The organism is Limnobacter sp. UBA7229, from assembly GCF_002473065.1.
GTDB lineage: Bacteria > Pseudomonadota > Gammaproteobacteria > Burkholderiales > Burkholderiaceae_B > Limnobacter > Limnobacter profundi.
Window position 1 is genome coordinate 444,939 of sequence record NZ_DKTN01000003.1, and the last position, 16,774, is coordinate 461,712.

The 16,774-nt window shown below is 52.5% G+C and carries 16 protein-coding genes; 7 read left to right on the top strand and 9 right to left on the bottom strand.

The window, feature by feature from the left end; genetic code table 11:
• Nucleotides 1-7: 7 nt before the first annotated feature.
• A complete protein-coding gene (murJ, locus tag B4C79_RS02715) occupies nt 8-1,567 on the bottom strand; it encodes a murein biosynthesis integral membrane protein MurJ (RefSeq protein ID WP_291751345.1) in 1,560 nt (519 codons plus the stop codon).
• 77 nt (nt 1,568-1,644) lie between these two features.
• Between murJ and rpsT the strand changes: the two genes are divergently transcribed.
• Nucleotides 1,645-1,911, top strand: coding sequence for a 30S ribosomal protein S20 (rpsT, locus tag B4C79_RS02720; RefSeq protein WP_105029612.1), 267 nt, complete (start codon nt 1,645-1,647; stop codon nt 1,909-1,911).
• A 142-nt stretch (nt 1,912-2,053) separates the two neighbouring features.
• On the opposite strand, the gene B4C79_RS02725 is transcribed toward rpsT, so the two are convergent.
• The 5 genes from B4C79_RS02725 to xseB all read right to left on the bottom strand — a co-directional run bounded on the left by B4C79_RS02725 (nt 2,054) and on the right by xseB (nt 6,393).
• Nucleotides 2,054-2,377: a DUF3579 domain-containing protein gene (locus tag B4C79_RS02725; protein ID WP_105029613.1), complete on the bottom strand. Its 324-nt coding sequence runs from the start codon at nt 2,375-2,377 to the stop codon at nt 2,054-2,056.
• Between the two features lie 102 nt (nt 2,378-2,479).
• Nucleotides 2,480-3,310, bottom strand: coding sequence for a GTP cyclohydrolase FolE2 (gene folE2 / locus B4C79_RS02730; RefSeq protein ID WP_291739267.1), 831 nt, complete (start codon nt 3,308-3,310; stop codon nt 2,480-2,482).
• Between the two features lie 7 nt (nt 3,311-3,317).
• On the bottom strand, nt 3,318-5,240 hold the full coding sequence (gene dxs / locus B4C79_RS02735) for a 1-deoxy-D-xylulose-5-phosphate synthase (protein ID WP_291739269.1): 1,923 nt from the start codon (nt 5,238-5,240) through the stop codon (nt 3,318-3,320).
• Nucleotides 5,234-6,136, bottom strand: a complete 903-nt coding sequence (locus B4C79_RS02740; RefSeq protein ID WP_291739266.1) for a polyprenyl synthetase family protein — start codon at nt 6,134-6,136, stop codon at nt 5,234-5,236. The genes dxs and B4C79_RS02740 overlap by 7 nt, the downstream gene beginning before the upstream one ends.
• Nucleotides 6,133-6,393: an exodeoxyribonuclease VII small subunit gene (gene xseB, locus B4C79_RS02745; RefSeq protein ID WP_105029616.1), complete on the bottom strand. Its 261-nt coding sequence runs from the start codon at nt 6,391-6,393 to the stop codon at nt 6,133-6,135. The genes B4C79_RS02740 and xseB overlap by 4 nt, the downstream gene beginning before the upstream one ends.
• A 192-nt stretch (nt 6,394-6,585) precedes the next feature.
• Between xseB and B4C79_RS02750 the strand changes: the two genes are divergently transcribed.
• From B4C79_RS02750 to B4C79_RS02760, 3 genes are all read left to right on the top strand, one after another.
• Nucleotides 6,586-7,713, top strand: a complete 1,128-nt coding sequence (locus B4C79_RS02750; RefSeq protein WP_105029923.1) for an aromatic ring-hydroxylating oxygenase subunit alpha — start codon at nt 6,586-6,588, stop codon at nt 7,711-7,713.
• 105 nt (nt 7,714-7,818) lie between these two features.
• On the top strand, nt 7,819-8,595 hold the full coding sequence (locus B4C79_RS02755; protein ID WP_105029617.1) for a GntR family transcriptional regulator: 777 nt from the start codon (nt 7,819-7,821) through the stop codon (nt 8,593-8,595).
• Between the two features lie 41 nt (nt 8,596-8,636).
• The gene (locus B4C79_RS02760; protein ID WP_105029618.1) at nt 8,637-9,506 is read left to right on the top strand and encodes a DMT family transporter; all 870 of its coding nucleotides are present in this window, start codon (nt 8,637-8,639) and stop codon (nt 9,504-9,506) included.
• Between the two features lie 4 nt (nt 9,507-9,510).
• Here B4C79_RS02760 and B4C79_RS02765 read toward each other — a convergent pair whose 3' ends face one another.
• From B4C79_RS02765 to polA, 3 genes are read right to left on the bottom strand one after another with little or no spacing between them, the layout of a single operon-like run.
• On the bottom strand, nt 9,511-10,296 hold the full coding sequence (locus tag B4C79_RS02765; RefSeq protein ID WP_105029619.1) for a ZIP family metal transporter: 786 nt from the start codon (nt 10,294-10,296) through the stop codon (nt 9,511-9,513).
• 18 nt (nt 10,297-10,314) lie between these two features.
• Nucleotides 10,315-11,232, bottom strand: coding sequence for a dienelactone hydrolase family protein (locus B4C79_RS02770; protein ID WP_171100064.1), 918 nt, complete (start codon nt 11,230-11,232; stop codon nt 10,315-10,317).
• A gap of 16 nt (nt 11,233-11,248) precedes the next feature.
• Complete coding sequence (gene polA, locus B4C79_RS02775; protein ID WP_291739265.1) at nt 11,249-14,032, bottom strand: DNA polymerase I; 2,784 nt, start codon at nt 14,030-14,032, stop codon at nt 11,249-11,251.
• Here polA and B4C79_RS02780 point away from each other — a divergent pair, their 5' ends adjacent.
• From B4C79_RS02780 to B4C79_RS02790, 3 genes are read left to right on the top strand one after another with little or no spacing between them, the layout of a single operon-like run.
• Nucleotides 14,033-14,770 carry a TIGR00730 family Rossman fold protein gene (locus B4C79_RS02780; RefSeq protein ID WP_105029622.1) on the top strand — a complete coding sequence of 246 codons (738 nt, stop codon included), beginning with the start codon at nt 14,033-14,035 and terminating at the stop codon, nt 14,768-14,770. It abuts the gene before it with no gap.
• 57 nt (nt 14,771-14,827) lie between these two features.
• On the top strand, nt 14,828-15,790 hold the full coding sequence (locus B4C79_RS02785) for a homoserine kinase (RefSeq protein ID WP_291739264.1): 963 nt from the start codon (nt 14,828-14,830) through the stop codon (nt 15,788-15,790).
• 12 nt (nt 15,791-15,802) lie between these two features.
• Nucleotides 15,803-16,597: a BPSS1780 family membrane protein gene (locus B4C79_RS02790; protein WP_291739263.1), complete on the top strand. Its 795-nt coding sequence runs from the start codon at nt 15,803-15,805 to the stop codon at nt 16,595-16,597.
• Nucleotides 16,598-16,774: the final 177 nt, after the last annotated feature.

The window sequence follows — 16,774 nt, forward strand, 5'->3', positions numbered from 1 at the left end:
CACACCATCAGACAGCAGGCTTGCGAATCAAGCGTTTCGGGTTTAGACCCAAGGCGGCCAACACTGCAAAATAAAGCACGCCGCAAACCCCAATTACCCCCAGTACAGCAGCCACACGCACCAGTGGTGTAGAAGCCATGCTCAGCCAGTCAAACTGCTGATTCATGAGCCACAAGGCAAAGCCCATGGCCGTTGCAGCCACTGACACCTTGATCAAATAAAGCCCCCAACCGCTTGAAGGCGTGTACAGGCCACGCTTGCGCAAGCCCCAATAAAGTACCGTCGCATTCAACACAGCACCAGCACTGATGCTGAGCGGCAAACCCGCATGACCTAGCCAGGGCACCGTGAACAGGTTCATCAATTGAGTAGCCAACACAACCACAATCCCGATTTTCACGGGAGTCCGAATGTCTTGTTTGGCATAAAAACCAGGCGCCAGAATTTTGACCAACACCAAACCAGCCAAGCCCAAACTGTAAGCAATCACGGCCTGGCTAGTCATGGCCACGTCGTTGGCATCAAAGCGCCCATAATGAAACAGCAAGGCCACCAAGGCATCTGAAAACAAGCCCATGCCCACGGCCGCCGGCAGCACAAGCACCACTGTTAGGCGTAAGCCCCAGTCCATCAAGCGTGAATATTCATCGTGGCTGCGTGTGGCCGCAGCAGAAAGCGATGGCAGCAACACAGTACCCAAAGCGACACCCAACAAAGCGGTGGGAAATTCCATCAAGCGATCGCCATAAGAAATCCAGGACACACTGCCCTGCTCCAGATGCGACGCAATATTGGTGTTAATGATCAAACTGATCTGCGCCACTGACACGGCAAGCGTTGCTGGCACCATGTTTTTCAGAACCCGACGAACCTGCTCATCACCCCAAGCTGCCTTAATCGCCCCAAATCCTGCAAAGGGATTGATCAGGCAGTCGGTGCGCGCCAAGCCATACCAAAGCACGGCAACCTGCAAAACACCACCCACCATCACTGCAACTGCAAATGCTTTCACTGCTTGATCAAAATAAGGGGCAAGCAGCAAAGCGCCCGCGATGAAGCTGATGTTTAGCAGCACCGGTGCAAAGGCAGGCAAGGCAAATGAACGGAAAGTGTTCAGCAAGCCCGAGGCCAGTGCGACCATTGAAATAAGAAGAATGTAGGGAAACATCCACTGGGTGAGCAACACGGTGAGTTCAAACTGTTCACTACCCTGCGCAAGCCCGCTGGCCATGCCCATGACCACCCAACTGCCACCCAATACACCAGCCACAACAATCAGCAACAAAACGATGAACAAGAGAGAACTGACGCGCCGGGCCAGGTCAACCGCTGCTGATTTTCCTTGTGTGGCGTTGGTCTGGGACAAAATTGGAATGAAAGCCTGCGAAAAAGCACCTTCTGCAAACAGTCTGCGCAAAAGGTTGGGAATTCGAAAAGCAATAAAAAAGGCATCGGATTCAGCCCCGGCCCCCAAGAGCCGCGCAGTGATTGTCTCTCGGATCAAACCAGTGATCCGAGAGAGCATGGTCATGGCACTGACCGCAGCGGCCGATTTCAATAAATTCATATAGTGATTGTGAAAGGGCTAGTATTTTGTTAAAATTGCAGGTTTTCGAATTCTACACCCCTTGGAGCCTCAGCAATATGGCCAACTCAGCACAGGCGCGCAAGCGCGCAAAACAAGCCGCCAAAGCAAATGCGCACAATTCAGCCATTCGCTCAGCGATGAGAACCGCAGTTAAAAAAGTACGCGCTGCTGTTGAAGCAGGCGACAAAGCCGCCGCTCAGGCAGTTTATCGCGAAACAACAAGCATTCTGGATCGCGTTGCAGACAAAGACCTGATCCACAAAAACAAAGCCTCACGTAACAAGTCACGCTTGTCAGCACTTGTGAAAGGCATGGCCGCCTAATAGGCCTTAAGAGGCCTTAAGAGGCCTTAAGGTTTTAATTTGCTCCACATAGAAAAGCCCCTTGATTGAAAGGGGCTTTTTGTGTTGCCGAATTCTGTTGCCAAAGCCAAGCCGGCTTTGGAAACCATCCCTGAGAAATTGACTACTCGGGGTCAGGCAACAGACAGGCATCCAGCAGTTGCAAATCGTTGTCACGCGCAAAGTTCAATACAAAAGTCATGGCCATGGGCTCAATGTCTCGCAAGCGCTCATCGACCACAACGCACTTTACATTGTTCATCAAGATTGGCTTGGCGTAGGGACTGTAAGCCAGGTGTTGCTGGCTCTGCTGGCGGCCAGGCGGGCGGTAACAAGACAACACACCGCAAAGACGTTCGGCCCAGTCTGAAGGACGAAAGGGCCGCCCTCCCGACGTGAGTCCGAGAATAAAAAATTCCTTGGGCTTGACCTTGGGTGGTTCAGCCATAACCGAATAGCTCCTGAGGTACACACGCACCCCGACATTTAATTTTGTAAGTATTGTCGGGGTTGATTCTTACAGCGCGCTGAAGAACCAGCGAGGGTCTACTTAAGCTCGATCGATGCGAGCATAAGCCGAGTGATTGTGAATTGATTCGAAGTTTTCCGCTTCTACTGTGTATTGACCCACTTGCGAGAACTTGTTCATGGCAATGGCCACATCTCGAACCAAATCTTCCACAAACTTCGGGTTGTCGTAGGCACGCTCAGTCACATACTTTTCATCGGGGCGCTTGAGCAAACCATACAGTTCGCAGGAAGCCTGCTGCTCAATCGCGGAAATAAACTGTGCAATGTCCACATCTTCTTTCAACTGCACGCGCGCGGTGACGTGCGAACGCTGGTTGTGCGCACCATACTCAGAAATCTTCTTGGAACAGGGGCACAAACTGGTCACCGGAACAACCACTGTGAGGTAAATGTCTTGGCCTGTCGCAGTGGCTGAACCTTCGAGGGTCAACTGATAGTCCATCAGGCTTGAAACGCCGCTAATGGGCGCAACCTTGGACAGGAAATAAGGCAGTTCCATCTTGATGCGACCAGAAGGTGCGTCCAAACGCTGCAACATTTCAACCAGCATGACACGGAAACCGCTGACCGTCAGCACAGTGCCCTGCGCTTCCTCCAGCAAAGCAATGAAACGAGACATGTGCGTGCCTTTTTGATCGGCAGGCAGAAACACGGTCATTTCGAACTCGGCCACAGAGGGCATCGGCTTTTGGCCTTGAAGCTCAATCAGAACTGGGTACTTGACAGAACGAATGCCCACCGATTGGATTGCAATGTGGCGGGTGTCGATGGTGCTTTGGACGTCGGGAATGGCCTGGTCAATTGGGTTAGTGGCCACGGCATTCTCCAAGCCTTTGTCACGTGTATTCATAACTTCCTCATGTGTTCGCGGCACGCCCTGCTACATGGCGTACCACATTGGTGTGGCGATCAAAGAGCTCGCCATAGTGCTGCTTGATGGACGTTTCTATGCCTTGGGCGTCCAGTCCAAGATTCTTGAGCAGGAGAGCGGGGTCTCCATGGTCGATGAATTCATCGGGCAAGCCGAGTTGCAACACTGCGTTATTAAATCCTTGGGCGTGCAAGTGTTCGGTCACGGCTGAACCTGCGCCACCCATGATACAGCCCTCTTCAATGGTCACAAAGCTGTAGCGCTGCTCGGCAAACCGTTGTAACAATTCTGCATCAATTGGCTTGACCCAGCGCATGTCCACCACGGTGGCACCCAGCGCTCGGCCAGCCTCAAGGCTTGGTTCACACATGGAGCCAAATGCCAAAATTACAAGTTTATGCTCCGATTCATCGGGCGAATAACGCACAATTGCCTTGCCAATTTCAAGGGAATCGAGTGATTCGTCAGCGACTATACCGGGGCCCATACCGCGCGGGTAGCGAACCGAAGCGCAGCCGGGGTAGTGATAAGCGGTTGTAAGTAATTTGCGACACTCATCCTCGTTGGAGGGAGCGGCAATCACCATGTTGGGAATGCAACGCAGGTAAGCAATGTCGTAATTGCCCGCGTGCGTTGCACCGTCGGCCCCCACCAAGCCGGCGCGGTCCAGCGCGAAAGTAACGTCGAGATTCTGCAAGGCGACGTCATGTATCAGTTGGTCATAGGCGCGCTGCAAAAATGTTGAATAAATGGCCACCACGGGCTTCATGCCCTCGCAGGCCAAACCGGCCGCGAAGGTGACTGCGTGCTGTTCTGCGATACCGACATCAAAGTAGCGCGAAGGGAAGCGACGCTCGAATTCAACCATGCCGGAACCCTCGCGCATGGCTGGGGTAATGCCCACCAGTTTGCGATCGGATTGCGCCATGTCGCACAACCACTTGCCAAAAATTTGGGTGTAGGTAGGGGGCTTAGGTGTACTTGATTTTTGAATACCGATGCTGGGATCGAACTTGCCCGGGCCGTGGTATAGCACGGGATCTTGCTCGGCCAGCTTGTAGCCTGCGCCCTTTTTGGTAATCACATGCAGGAAGATCGGGCCTTTCATTGCACGCAGGTTTTGCAGCGTGGGCACAAGTGCGTCCAGATCGTGGCCATCAATGGGGCCGTAGTAATTAAACCCAAATTCCTCGAACAGTGTGGCCGGGCTCATCATGCCTTTGACATGCTCTTCAAGCCGGTGCGCCAGTTCATACAGGGGTGGGGCCACACCCAATATGCCCTTGCCCACTTCCTTCACATTGTTCAACATGCGGCCCGACAACAACTTGGCCAAGTACTTGTTCAGCGCGCCCACAGGCGGTGAAATGGACATGTCGTTGTCGTTCAAAATCACGAGCAAATCAATGTCGGGCGTTACACCGGCGTTGTTCAAGGCTTCAAAGGCCATGCCTGCGGTCATGGAGCCGTCGCCAATTACAGCAATGTGTTTTCGGTTCACGCCCAGGTTGCGTGAGGCAACCGCCATGCCCAAGGCAGCGGAAATGGAGGTGCTGGAATGTGCAGTACCAAAGGCATCGTACTCAGATTCCGAACGCTTTGGAAAACCGGAGATGCCGCCGTATTGGCGCAAACCCGGCATGGCATCGCGCCGGCCAGTCAAAATTTTATGCGGGTAAGTTTGGTGGCCCACGTCCCACACCACGCGATCATTTGGGGTGTTGAACACATAATGCAAGGCCACGGTTAATTCGACCGTTCCCAGGTTAGATGACAAATGCCCGCCGGTTTTGGCCACTTGCTCCACGATGTAATTGCGCAACTCGTCTGCCAGCTTGGGCAGCTGGTTTTCAGACAGTCGCCGCAGGTCTGCGGGGCAATCAATTTTTTTCAGCAGATCGGTCATGATTTCCGGTTTGTAATCAGTTCTACAAGGGTTTCCAGCGGGGCGCGGCGCGGGGCAGCAATAACCTCACAGGCTGTGAAAGCCTGTTCTCGCAGCCGGGCCAAAAGTGCTTTGGCTTCGCCCAAGCCCATCAAACTCACCATGGTGGGTTTGTTGTTCAGCGCGTCTTTGCCCGATGTTTTACCGAGCACCTCACTGGTGGACTCCACGTCTAATATGTCGTCTATTACCTGATATGCCAAGCCCAAACAATGGGCATAGGCCTCTAATCCATTCTTCTCAACGGCCGAAAGCGCTGTATTGCTGACATATCCCATGCGAACTGACGCCGAGATCAAGTCACCTGTTTTGCGCGCGTGCATATTGGCAAGCGACTGCAAGTCCATAGGCTTGCCCACATGCGCAAGGTCTATTGCCTGCCCGGCAGCCATGCCTTGCAAACCAGAGGCGCCGGCCAAGGCTGCAATTTGCTGTATGCGAACCTGAACATTACCCTGGTCCGATTCAGCCAGCCATTGAAAAGCAAGCGTTTGTAGTGCATCACCTGCCAACAGGGCAAAAGCCTCACCAAACTTCACATGACAGGTTGGTTTGCCACGGCGAAGTACATCATTGTCCATGCTGGGCAAATCGTCGTGCACCAAAGAATAGGCATGCATGGCTTCGATGGCGCAGGCCGCATCGCTTAACTCACTGGCTGGTGTCTCCACTGCATGGCCGGCGGCGAATACCAACATGGCGCGCAAGCGCTTTCCGCCATCCAGCAAGGCATATTCAATTGCAGCATTCAGCTCACTGGAAGGACCTTTGGACTGGTTTAACTTTTTTGCCAATGCTGTTTCAAAACCCGCGCGGGTCTCATCAAACCAGTTCAACTGAATGGGCTGGGCGAAGCTCACTGTGCACCTTCATCAGCGGGTTTGTTCAATGTTTGTTCAATCTCGGTGACCTCTTTGCGAACCTGGCTTAACCGGTCCCTGCAATACTTCACGAGATAGGCCCCACGTTTGTAATCGGTCAGCAATTGATCCAGGCCAAGATTCTGGGAATCCATGGTATTCACCAAAGCCTCAAGCTCGGCCACTGCTTCTTCAAAAGAGGCTGGCACCGCTTGGGCATTGTCGACTGGCGCTGTTTTCGATTTGCTTGGGCTCATTGTGCTGCTGTGCGTGATGCAAAGTCCTCCATTTTACTGCGACTTTGTCCAAAGGCGAAAAGTCTTTGGCCGGAATGCAGACTAAAGGGTACAATCCCACTTTCTCTTTTTGTTCAACAGGTTAATTTGCATCAGTGTCGATCAGGGACACTGTTGGAGGAGGTCCCCGGGATCATGTCCGATTTGAGTGATTTGTCCAATGTGTCACATGCCGTGACGCAATCAAGTTTACAGCCTCATGTTTCAACGTATTTCGATGAACATGTTTTGAAGGATGAAATCCAACTACTCTATCGAGACGGACCGGGTTACGTCGGTCACACCCATTGGGTGCCCGAGTGCGGCGACTGGAGGTCACTTCCGTGGGAAGGCGACGGCCGCATTCTAGTCAACAACGGCTCTGAAATCGAGCTTTTGTCCAATGTGTGTCGCCACCGTCAAGCCATTATGTTGAAAGGCCATGGCAATTCCAGCAATATCGTTTGCCCGCTTCACCGCTGGACTTACGATTTGAAGGGTGAATTGCTGGGCGCACCGCATTTTGCGCAGCAACCTTGCACAAAACTTCAGTCGTATCCATTGCAGAACTGGCGCGGCCTGCTGTTCAATTCCGGGCGTAACGTGCTTGAGGATCTGAAAAATGTTCCGTTTCTCGCAGAGATCGATTTCTCGGAATTTCAACTGGATTCCGTAAAAACCAATGTGCTGCCCTACAACTGGAAGACCTTCATTGAGGTTTATCTAGAGGATTACCACGTTGAGCCCTTCCACCCTGGCCTTGGCCAGTTTGTAAGTTGCTCGGATTTGCAGTGGTACTACGGCGAGAACTGGAGCGTGCAATCGGTGGGTGTGAAAGCAGGCCTGCGTCGCCCAGGCACGCCGGTATACCGGCAATGGCACGAAGCCGTGAAAAAGTTCAGCAACGGCGTAGAACCCAAGTACGGCGCAATCTGGTTTTGCATGTACCCCAACATCATGGTGGAGTGGTACCCGCATGTGCTGGTTGTTTCCACGCTGCACCCCAAAGGCCCTCAGGAAACACTGAATGTGGTCGAATTTTATTACCCCGAGGAAATTCGTCTGTTTGAAAGGGAATTCGTGGAGGCTGAACAAGCAGCCTACATGGAAACCGCTGTTGAAGACGATGAAATTGCCGAGAGAATGGACGAAGGCCGCCGGGTGCTGATGGATCGAGGGGAACACGACGCAGGCCCCTATCAAAGCCCGATGGAAGATGGCATGGCGCACTTTCACTCCTGGTATGGGGCTCAAATGAGCCCTACACATAAACAGTCAGGGAAACTGAAAAAAACCTTCTGACCGGCAAAACCACGCATCGTCAAAATCAATATCGCGATTTGTATTTTTGTTTAATCTTTTTCTGGTACATTGATTAGACAAAAATAAAACTCTGGATATATTTAGATGATGCGTGGCTCCAATTCCTTGGACGGGCCCGTTGTACGCAGTGGCGGCCCCGCCTACCAGCAAATCAGTGAAGTTCTGACCGATGAAATTTTCAGGCAAACCTGGAAAGTCGGTGAACCACTGCCCAATGAAAAAAAACTGTCGGACCGTTTTCAGGTGTCAATCGGCACTATTCGCCGCGCAATTGAATCACTGGAAAAATCTGGACTGGTGACAAAAATGCAGGGGCTCGGGACATTTGTGACCGACAAAGCCTTGCCTTCACCGGTATACGATCGGGCAGATCCCTTCAAACTCAATGACCATTGGGCAACCGAGTACGCGGGTACCGAAGTAAAAACCGAGTTGATCAGCCTGGAGAGTATTCAGGCTGACACCGAAGAATCTCGAGCCCTGGGTATCGCCTTGGGCGATCCAATCTGGTTGATTGAAGTTCGGCACATGCTGCACACCCAACTGATTGCTTACGAACAGCTGTGCCTCTCCAAAAAGGTTTTTCCGAAGTTGAGCATTGAAATGCTGCAGAAATCGGCTGGCAACTTGTACCGTTTGGCCTCCGAGGTGTTTCAAATGCGGATTGGCCAGATGACCGATGAAGTGTCGGTGAAGTCGATGGAGCCCCGTATCGCGAGCCTGTTCAATAAAATTCCGGATGCGCCCAGTCTGCGTGTATTTCGCATTACCCATTCGATGGACAACACGCCGCTGGAGAAACGGGAGGTGTGGCTTGATCCGAGCTTTGCACATTACAAAGCCACGCCCGAATTGTCCTGATCATTCATCCACGTCCGGAAGCCAAGCTACAATCTGCCCCCATGCAAGCACTCTGGATGTTAATGGCCTGCCTGTGTTTCGGCACCATGGGCCTGATGGTTAAACTCGCGGGCACCCATGCCACATTGGGTGAAATTGTTCTTTTTCGCGGTGCAGTGCCAGCCATTGCAATCACCGTTTGGGCTCTGCTTCAGGGCCTTAGCCTGAAAAGCCCGGTTGCCTTTCTTCATTTGAAACGAAATGTTGCAGGAATTATTGCCATGTGGTGCGGCTTTTATGCGACCACGCAATTGCCCCTGGCCACGGCGACCACACTGATGTACACCTCCCCCCTGTTCATTGCCCTGATCTTGTGGCTTTGGTATGGGCAATCCAGAAATCGCCTGGAGCAGTTCGCAATTGCAATCGGCTTTTCTGGTGTCATTGCGGTTCTTCAACCCGTGTTTTACGGCAACCAACTACAAACTGCCCTTATAGGCCTGAGTGCTGGTGCGGTGTCTGCCGTGGCTTACATGCAATTAAAAAGCCTTGGGCAGGCCCGCGAACCCGAGTGGCGAACCGTGCTGTACTTCGCAGGCACAGCCACAGTCACATCGTTGGTGTACATCATTGGCTTCGGGGAATTTGAGGTGTTCAAGGCTCCAGATACCGATTGGACCTTGTTGTGGCTTGTGGCGCTGGGGTTTTTTGGTGGTGCAGGCAATCTGGCGCTGACCCGTTCATTCGGAAGCGGCTCAACCTGGCTTTCAGCCGCTTTGCAATACTGCACAATTCTGGTGTCGACATTCTTTGGAATTGTGGTGCTGGGCGACATTCCCACCAGCACAACCTGGTTGGGTGTTTTACTGATTATTGCCTGCGGAGCAATGTCTTCTTATGCAACCCACCAGAGAAAACTGGTGGGCGAGTAGTTGTTCAATGATGGTGATGAAGTATCTCGGCCAAAATCGCGATTAGAGCCACGCCTGACCCAATACACAGCAACTGCACCACACTTTCCTTGATTTTCACACGCTGCTGCATTTGCGGAATCAGATCGGCCACCGCCACATAAATGAAGCTGGCTGCCGCAAACACCAAGGCATAGGGCAGTAAAGCCTGCAATTCCGTGAACAAGGTGTAACCCAAACCTGCGCCCAACACTGCAGCCAAACCAGCAACCGACATCAGCTGCAAGGCTTTTTTGCGAGCAATTCCGGCATTCACCAGCACCAGATAATCCCCGGTTTGTTGCGGAATTTCATGCAACACCACACTCAGCGTGGTCACCAAACCCAACTCGAAATCAACCAAAAATGCACTGGCCACCAACAAGCCATCGGCAAAGTTGTGAATGGAATCGCCCACCACAATCAACAAACCACCGCGGCGCGCCTCGCGTTTGTCGAAACCATGGTGGTGGTCGTGTCCATCGTGCTCGTGGTGATGGCTGTGGCGAAAAATTGAAAACTTTTCCAGCACAAAGAAAAACAGCAAACCCGCCAGCAACAGGGCAAACAAGTTGTGATGATCCATGCCCTTGTCCAGCGCTTCGGGCAACAAATGCAAAAGCGATGCGCCCAGAAGTACACCAGCAGACACGCTCACCATGGGCTCAAGCGAGCGGGCGATGTGTCGTGCTGTTAACAATGCAGATGCAAAAATGGCCAAGGCCGTGCCCAGGGCAGCGGCCAGGAGAACAAGCGGTAAACTGGATTGCACGATTGATTGGGTCCGAGATTAGATCAGGTTCTTGCCCCGCAAGAACTCAAGCGCCTGATTGTACGCCTGTTTCGCCACGGTGGAATTGTAGGTGGGGCGATAATCGGCGTGGAAACCGTGCTGAGCCTTGTCAAATACGGTGATGCTGCTGGCCTTTGCAAATGGATTTTTTTCGGCTTCGGCGAGGGCTTTTCTCATTTGCTCTACGGTGTCCAGCGGGATTGAGCTGTCTTCCGAACCATACAAACCCAACACCGGCGCTTTCAGTTTCGAAGCCACATCCACCGGGTGTGCAGGCGTTAATTCGGTTTTTGCCCCAACCAGGCGACCATACCAGGCCACCCCTGCCTTCACAGCCGGCTGGTGTGCTGCGTACAACCAAGTAATGCGGCCACCCCAACAAAACCCGGTGATCGCGAGTTTTTTTACATCCGCACCCTCGGAGCCTGCAAATTCCACACACTTGTCCAGGTCGGCCATCACTTGTTGGTCGTCCATTTTCGCAATGACATTTTCCAGAATGGCAGCCACGGTGGCATATTGCCCCGGCTCGGAATGGCGAAAGAAAATCTCGGGGGCCAGGGCATAGAAACCCGCTTGAGCAAACCGTCTGCACACGTCTTCCAAATAAGCATGCACACCAAAAATTTCAGGCACCACCAAAATTACGGGCGCATTCTTTTTAGCCTTTGGGTAAGCGCGATAAGCAAACATGTCATCGTCGCCCACATCCACAAACACGCGACCTTCTTCAAGACCATCGCCAGGCGTGGTAATGGCTTGGGCCAACACAGGCGATGCAGCTGCCGCAAACCCCCCAACCGTGAAACCTTTCAGCACAGTGCGGCGGCTTATGGACAGCTTGCCGCCACCCGTCAGTGCTTTTAGATGTTCCTGATGTTCCTGGTTTTTAATGTTGTTTGCGCTATCGCTCATCCCATGCTCCTGATGTTTAATGTGCCTCTTCCCAATTGTTGCCAACGCCGCAACCCACCTCCAGTGGAACTCGAAGCTTGGCCACCTGCGTCATGATTTCAGGTACACGTTTCTGAATCAATTCGAGTTCACCCTTGGGTACTTCGAAAATAACTTCGTCGTGAACCTGCATGATCATCTTTGTGTTGAGTTGTTCTGCCTTCAACCAAGCCGACAATTCAACCATGGCCATTTTGATCAGGTCTGCTGATGTACCCTGCATGGGCGCATTGATCGCAGCCCGTTCAGCACCGGCCCTGCGCGGGCCATTCGGGCTTTTAATTTCAGGCAGCCACAACCGGCGCCCGAACACGGTTTGTACAAAGCCGTCTTCTTTGGCTTGTGCGCGTACATTGTCCATAAATTTCGCCACACCAGGATAGCGGGCAAAGTAACGGTCAATGTAGAGTTTGGCAGCTTCTCGGGTAATACCCAGATTGCCAGCCAAGCCAAAGGCACTCATGCCATAGATAAGACCGAAGTTAATCACCTTCGCAGTACGGCGATGGTCGGATGTGACCTCGTTCAAACCCACTCCGAAAATTTCTGACGCTGTGGCACTGTGAATATCCAAGCCCTCATTGAAAGCGTGAATCAGGGCCTCATCGCCTGAAATATGCGCCATGATGCGCAACTCAATTTGTGAATAATCAGCGGAAACCAAGACACAGCCCGGTGCTGCAATAAAGGCCTCTCGCACCCGGCGACCCTCTGCGGTACGTACAGGAATGTTTTGCAAGTTGGGATCATTGCTGGCCAGGCGGCCAGTAACTGCCACGGCTTGCGCATAGTTGGTGTGCACACGCCCTGTACGCGCATTGACCATGCGGGGCAATTTGTCGGTGTAAGTGCTTTTCAGTTTGGCCAGTGACCGGTGTTCGAGCAACTTCGCGGGCAGGGGATAATCTTCAGCCAATTTGCTGAGCACTTCTTCATCGGTGGAGGGTGCGCCACTGGCGGTTTTTTTCACCACGGGCAAACCCAGCTTGTCGAACAACAGGTCGCCGATTTGCTTGGGCGAGTTCAGGTTAAAACTACCACCAGCCAATTCAAAGGCTTGCTCTTCAATCAACTTTAGCTTGTCAGCAATTTCAACGCTTTGGGCTTCAAGCTTGTCGGAATCGATTAATACACCATTGCGCTCCACTTCGAACAGCACCTGCCCGAAAGGCAACTCCACATCGCGGTACAGCTTGGCAAGTTCTGGCACCTTGTCGAGCTCGGCTTTCAAGGTGTGGGCCAGGCGCAAGGTGACTTCAGCATCTTCGGCAGCGTACTTGGTGGCTGTGTCGATAGGCACCTGGTCAAAGGTAATTTGACTGGCACCCTTGCCTGCCACTTCTTCATACTTGATGGTGTTGTAGTTCAACCAGCGCAGGGCCAAAGCATCCATGCCGTGGGGCTTGTGGGCCTCTAGAATGTAGCTGGCCAGCATGGTGTCTTCAAAAAGGCCCTTCACCCACACGTCGTGATTGGCCATCACATGCAAGTCATATTTGGCGTTCTGGGCAATTTTGGGCGAATCGGAATCCTCAAACCAAGGCTTCAGGAATGCCAGCACCTCGGCCAATGGCAATTGTGGCTCGGCGGTCAAATCTTGGTGCGTCAGTGGAATGTAATAGCCCACACCTGGTTTCACTGAAAATGAAAGGCCCACAATGCGCGCATTCATGGGTTCCAGCGAATCGGTTTCAGTGTCAAAGGCCACCGGCGTTTTGCTGGCCGCAGCGGCTTTCAATTCCACCAACAAAGCGTCAAGCTGCACTTGGGTTTGAACGCAAATGGTTTCAATCGAATCCACAGCCTGTGTGGGCGCATCAAACAGGCTCATTGAACTGCCATCGGGTGGACCATCTGCTTTGGGTTTGGCCGTAACCTCGTCCTCAGCCACGCCGCCCAGGGCGCGGAACCATGTCTTGAATTCGAAACGCTGAAACAGTTGCTTCAACGCTTCTTTGTTTTCAGCATTTGCTTTCAGTTGCTCTTCAATGTGGCGGCGCAACTCAAACTCGCAATCTGTTTTGATGGTGACCAGGGTTTTGCCTGTGGGCAACCAGTCCAGCGCTTTTTGAAGGTTCTCGCCCACTTTGCCGCCAATTTTGTCGGCATTGGCCACCACGCCATCCAGGGTCTTGTACTCCGCCAGCCACTTCGCAGCGGTTTTTGGCCCCACCTTTTCCACACCAGGCACGTTGTCTACGGTGTCGCCCACCAGCGTCAGGTAATCAACAATTTGTTCCGGGTACACACCGAACTTTTCAAACACGGCGTCCCGAGTCATGACCGCATTTTTCATGGTGTCCACCAGGCGAACCTTGTCATTCACCAGTTGGGCCATGTCTTTGTCGCCCGTGGACACAATCACCTCATCAAAGCCCTGCTCAAGCGCCACTTGAGCCAAGGTACCAATCACATCGTCCGCTTCAATACCGGGCTCCATCACGATGGGCCAACCCATGGCGCGGGTCACTTCATGAATGTGAGGGATCTGAGCGGCAAGGTCTTCGGGCATGCTGGCCCTGTTCGCCTTGTATTCGGGGTAAATGTCGTCACGAAAGGTTTTACCCGGCGCATCGAACACACAGGCGATACAATTGGAGGTGATATCGTCAGTGTTGTAATCTGCACGCAGGCGTCGAAGCATGTTAACCATGCCATAAATGGCACCAGTGGGCTCGCCTGCGCGGTTTCGCAAATCGGGCATGGCATGAAAGGCACGGTACAGGTAGCTCGACCCATCAACCAGGAGTAATCGCTTCATATGACAACCAAAAATAAGAATATTCCGACATTGCGCCACCTACCCTCCAAAGAACAATCCACCGCAGTGAAGGCCAGAGAGTCGTGGCATGTGTTGGGAATTATGGCAGAGTTCATTGAGGCGACTGAGAAGCTGTCAGCAATTCGCCCTTCGGTGTCCATTTTCGGCAGCGCCCGAACCCCCGTGGATCACCCCTACTACGCGCTGACTGAGAAAATTGCCAGGGCACTGTCTGACTCGGGTTTTGCGGTAATCAGTGGTGGTGGGCCAGGCATTATGGAAGCCGCCAACAAAGGGGCCTATGCGGGCGAATCGCCCAGCGTGGGTTTGAATATTGAGCTGCCGTTCGAGCAAAGCGGCAATGCATACCAGAATATTTCCCTGACTTTTCGCCACTTTTTTGCCCGCAAAGTGGCATTTGCAAAGTACGCCAGTGCCTATGTCGTAATGCCAGGCGGATTCGGTACGCTCGATGAAATGTTTGAGGCCCTCACGCTGATACAAACCAACAAAGGCAGGCGCATTCCCATTATTTTGGTGGGCTCCAAGTTCTGGGCGGGCCTGATTGATTGGGTAAAAAGCCATTTGTTGGGCGAGGGAATGATCAGCCCTAGCGACATGGATCTGTTTGAAGTGGTTGAAACACCGGAGGAGGTACTGAAATGCATATTCCACTTCTACGAAAAACGCACCTTCAATCCATCAGACAGTGAAACAGAGAAGCTGTTGGACTTATAAAGCAGGGTCAAACACAGGTAAAATCCGGGGTGCTCACGACCCTACTCAGGACTTTGAATGGCTGTTTTTACGCGCATTACCCAAACAGAACTGCAACAATGGCTGCAAGGCCGGGATTGTGGTGAACTGCTTTCATTTGAGGGCATTGAGTCGGGCATTGAGAACACCAATTACTTTGTGAATACCTCCACAGGGCGCTTTGTTCTAACCCTGTTTGAAAAACTGAAGGCAGAGGACTTGCCGTTTTACCTGGGCCTCATGAAACATTTGGCCAAAAAGGGCCTGGCCGTACCCGGCCCGATTCCCAATGGTCAAGGTGAATTGTTCAACGCACTCAACGGCAAGCCTGCTACATTGGTGAATTGCCTCAGCGGCAAATCTGTCGAGCACCCCAACGCCATTCAATGCCGAGAAATCGGAAAGTTTTGTGCACAAGCGCATCTTGCGGTGGCTGATTTTCCGGGCAATACGCCCAACCCCCGTGGGCTGGCATGGATTGAAAGTGCGATGAATGCTCTCGATTCGCACCTGCCAGCCTCTGTTCGTGAACTGTTGCACAGCGAAGTGAACCACCAAAAAGCAGTTGCAGAACGCCTTGCCTACAAAATGCTGCCCAAAGGGGCAGTGCACGCGGACTTGTTTCGCGACAATGCCCTGATGCAAGGCGACGCACTTGGCGGCGTGATCGATTTTTATTTTGCTGGCGTCGATACATTTCTGTTCGACCTCGCAGTGACCGCGAACGACTGGTGTATCCAGCTGTCTACCGGAGAATTGAATCCTGAATTGCTTGGTGCCCTGCTTGACGGTTATCAATCTGAACGCCCACTGAGTGCGCATGAGTGCGAACTTTGGCAAGACATGCTGCGCGCGGCGGGTCTTCGCTTCTGGGCCTCCAGACTTTACGATTTTTACATGCCACGCGAGGCAGAAGTGCTGAACGTGAAAGACCCCAAACATTTTGAACGCGTATTGCTTGCCCGCAGGCAGGGAATACCGCTTGCCCCTCAACCGAATTAAGGAAGTAAACAATTGGCCAACTACGTACATACTTGCCCGCCCAGTGCGGGATGGGATTGGCTGATGCAGGGCTTGCAGCTTTTCCGCAGCAAACCAGGTGAAATGTTCCTGTTCGGCAACACTTATCTGTTCATTATTCTTTTCATTGGAATCCTGATTCCGTTTATCGGTGCCGCGGCAGTGGCCATTGCATCGCCTGCCTTGGGTTTTGGCATTATGCTGGCTGGCAAAATGGGCCAAAAAGGTTTGCGGGTCAGCCCCAGTGTTTTGTTCAATGCCTTTAATCAAGACAACAGAAAGCACCTGCAATCCTTGTTGATTTTGGGAGCAATTTACACCGCGTGTTTCGCCTTCATCCGGCTACTTGCGCACCTTGTTCTTGGGGCGCAGCCCACCGTGTCAATTGAGGATCTCCAAAAGGCCGATGCAGCCACCAGTGCGGCGTTTATGGAATACATGGTGCTTTACATGATTTTTATTGGCATCACCAGTATTCCGGTACTGTTGGCTTTCTGGTTCGCACCGGTGTTGGTGGTTTGGCACAATATGAAACCCATGCAGGCCCTTTTTTCTAGCTGGATTGCTGTGTGGCGAAACAAAGGCAGCTTTCTGATTTATGGCATGGGTTGGCTTATTTTGGGTTTGGGTTTTTCATCGGTGTTCGTTGTTTTATTCACGTTGTTGGGCTTGCCTGCCGCGTTCGTGAGTGCACTGAACATGATGTGCGTGGCGCTGGTGATGGCGGTGTCGCTATGTACCTTTTACCCAAGCTACAAAGCGGTGTTTGAGCACGATCCAACCGAGTAACTGGGTTGGGTTCCGCTTTCTCGGCGCTCGTTAACCGCCCACTTGGCTTGGGTTCCGATCTCTCGCCACTTTGTTGGTAGCTCAATCGGCTTGGGTTTCAATCTCTCGCCAGAAAACCTTTATCCCTTGCTGAGCCTTGCGATGCCTGAGAACGACCCTCCTAAACTGCGGGTCGGG

What these genes read in the sequence shown, in the direction of transcription:
- murJ (WP_291751345.1), bottom strand. Translation starts at nt 1,567, where the DNA reads ATGAATTTATTGAAATCGGCCGCTGCGGTCAGTGCCATGACCATGCTC.
- rpsT (WP_105029612.1), top strand. Translation starts at nt 1,645, where the DNA reads ATGGCCAACTCAGCACAGGCGCGCAAGCGCGCAAAACAAGCCGCCAAA.
- B4C79_RS02725 (WP_105029613.1), bottom strand. Translation starts at nt 2,377, where the DNA reads ATGGCTGAACCACCCAAGGTCAAGCCCAAGGAATTTTTTATTCTCGGA.
- folE2 (WP_291739267.1), bottom strand. Translation starts at nt 3,310, where the DNA reads ATGAATACACGTGACAAAGGCTTGGAGAATGCCGTGGCCACTAACCCA.
- xseB (WP_105029616.1), bottom strand. Translation starts at nt 6,393, where the DNA reads ATGAGCCCAAGCAAATCGAAAACAGCGCCAGTCGACAATGCCCAAGCG.
- B4C79_RS02755 (WP_105029617.1), top strand. Translation starts at nt 7,819, where the DNA reads ATGATGCGTGGCTCCAATTCCTTGGACGGGCCCGTTGTACGCAGTGGC.
- B4C79_RS02760 (WP_105029618.1), top strand. Translation starts at nt 8,637, where the DNA reads ATGCAAGCACTCTGGATGTTAATGGCCTGCCTGTGTTTCGGCACCATG.
- B4C79_RS02770 (WP_171100064.1), bottom strand. Translation starts at nt 11,232, where the DNA reads ATGAGCGATAGCGCAAACAACATTAAAAACCAGGAACATCAGGAACAT.
- polA (WP_291739265.1), bottom strand. Translation starts at nt 14,032, where the DNA reads ATGAAGCGATTACTCCTGGTTGATGGGTCGAGCTACCTGTACCGTGCC.
- B4C79_RS02780 (WP_105029622.1), top strand. Translation starts at nt 14,033, where the DNA reads ATGACAACCAAAAATAAGAATATTCCGACATTGCGCCACCTACCCTCC.
- B4C79_RS02785 (WP_291739264.1), top strand. Translation starts at nt 14,828, where the DNA reads ATGGCTGTTTTTACGCGCATTACCCAAACAGAACTGCAACAATGGCTG.